Source organism: Robiginitalea aurantiaca, from assembly GCF_030380815.1.
GTDB classification, from domain to species: domain Bacteria; phylum Bacteroidota; class Bacteroidia; order Flavobacteriales; family Flavobacteriaceae; genus Robiginitalea; species Robiginitalea aurantiaca.
Map to the genome: position 1 here is coordinate 1 of NZ_JAUDUY010000023.1, position 1,704 is coordinate 1,704.

At 46.4% G+C, this 1,704-nt stretch carries 1 protein-coding gene; it reads right to left on the minus strand.

All coding sequences use genetic code 11. From position 1 onward, the window contains the following. The coding region (locus QU605_RS15255) for a PKD domain-containing protein (RefSeq protein WP_289726194.1) at positions 1-1,686 on the minus strand (1,686 nt) is incomplete at its 3' end. Positions 1,687-1,704: the final 18 nt, after the last annotated feature.

Here is a 1,704-nt window from a genome sequence, read left to right on the forward strand (position 1 = left end):
GCATTTTGAGATATAGAGGTCCAGATCTCCGTCATTGTCATAATCGATCCAGGTGCTGGCGTAGTTCCCTGAGTTATCACTTGAAGGAACCGTTTCGGTATTCAGAATGGCTTCATTGACTGATAGAGAGCCATCTTGATTATTTGTAAGGGCTATAGATTCAGCATCGTCATTGGCCAGAAAAGCATCGATCCAACCATCGTTATTGATGTCTGCAAATACACTTCCCTGAATAAAAAACACTCCTCCGGGAAGGAATTCAGAGGTATATGAATTATTACCATTGTTATTGCTAATCAGCTTGATGCCATCGTAATATCCTCCAGAGAGAATATCATTAAAGCCATTTTTATCGACATCCGCAGCGATGATAGCCCATTGAATTCGACCATCATTCAGTATGGTAGGAACTTGACCAAAAATGTAGTTGTTGAAGTTTTGCCCGGCATTGTTTTGATACTGAATTTTAAGGATCCTGCCATTGTCGAATTGAAGGATATCATCTTTTCCATCCCCATTCATATCTACTACGCCCATAACAAGTCCACTGAAGTTATCCCCCTGAAGGAGATTGGTGGCATCTGAAAAACTTACAGTGCCAGACCCTGTATTGCTGTTCACTGTAATAAGGGTGGTGGCCTGGTCTGTCAGCCCTCCATCATCGACGGTCAGGGTAACCGTATAGGTGCCAGGGTTGGTAAATACATGAGTCACTACTTCTCCCTGATCGGTGGTGCTGTCGCCGAAGTCCCATTGATAGGTAAGCGGGTCATTGTCAGGATCGGTAGAAGCAGAGGCATCGAATGTTACCGACAAAGGGGCCATTCCATTGGTGACTGAGGCGGAAATAATAGCTTCAGGTGGATTTGAGGTATTCGGCGTCAGGCTGTTGATCCATTCTTCAATAAGTTGTACGCCTGCCTCATCCACTACGTCTTTGGCAATCGGTGGCATTTCGACATTGGTCTGAAGGGAATTCATCCGGTAATGGAACACTGAGTTGGCCACATCCTGAGGAATGACCAGTTTGGGGTTGTCAAGTCCGAGATCGTAGTTGACCTCCCCATAGATTATATTCTGGAGTTCCAGTGGGGTAGTATAGCGGGCGTCGAACTGGGCAATATTGTCCACCGTGGGATTGTGACAGCTGGAACAATTCACATCGATATAACTGCGAGCCCTGTCTTCAAGGGAGGCACTAAGGTCGTCCTTGGCAGAAACGGCCATATAGTTACCGACATTTGCATTTGTTATAACCTCTGGGATGATCCCCATTTCACTAAGGTTTACCAGTTGATTGGCAGATGTACCCCCCGGATAGGTGATAACCGAGTTCAGGTTTCTTGTTTTGGGGCCCAATACGCCTCCGTTTTGAGGAAAGTGGCAGGACATGCACTCCACCCGGCTGGGGTATTGCCAGGTCTGGGTAACCCCATCGACTACCACGTCTTCCAAAAGGCCTTCATTAAGCAGCGTAGCATCTGTTTGGGCTTCATTCCACTTATAGGTCAGGTAGTAATATACATCGTCATCACCCTTGATTTCAAAGCGGGTTTCGAGTCTTTTACCACCCAGTTCAAAATGCTTGATAAGTACGGAACCCCTTGGGAAATCCCATGCCACGTCATTAGAAAAAACAATTTGTTCCTCCGGGGTATCATGGGTTCCATCATTAGGGACGGCCATCCACCGGAATTTAGCAGC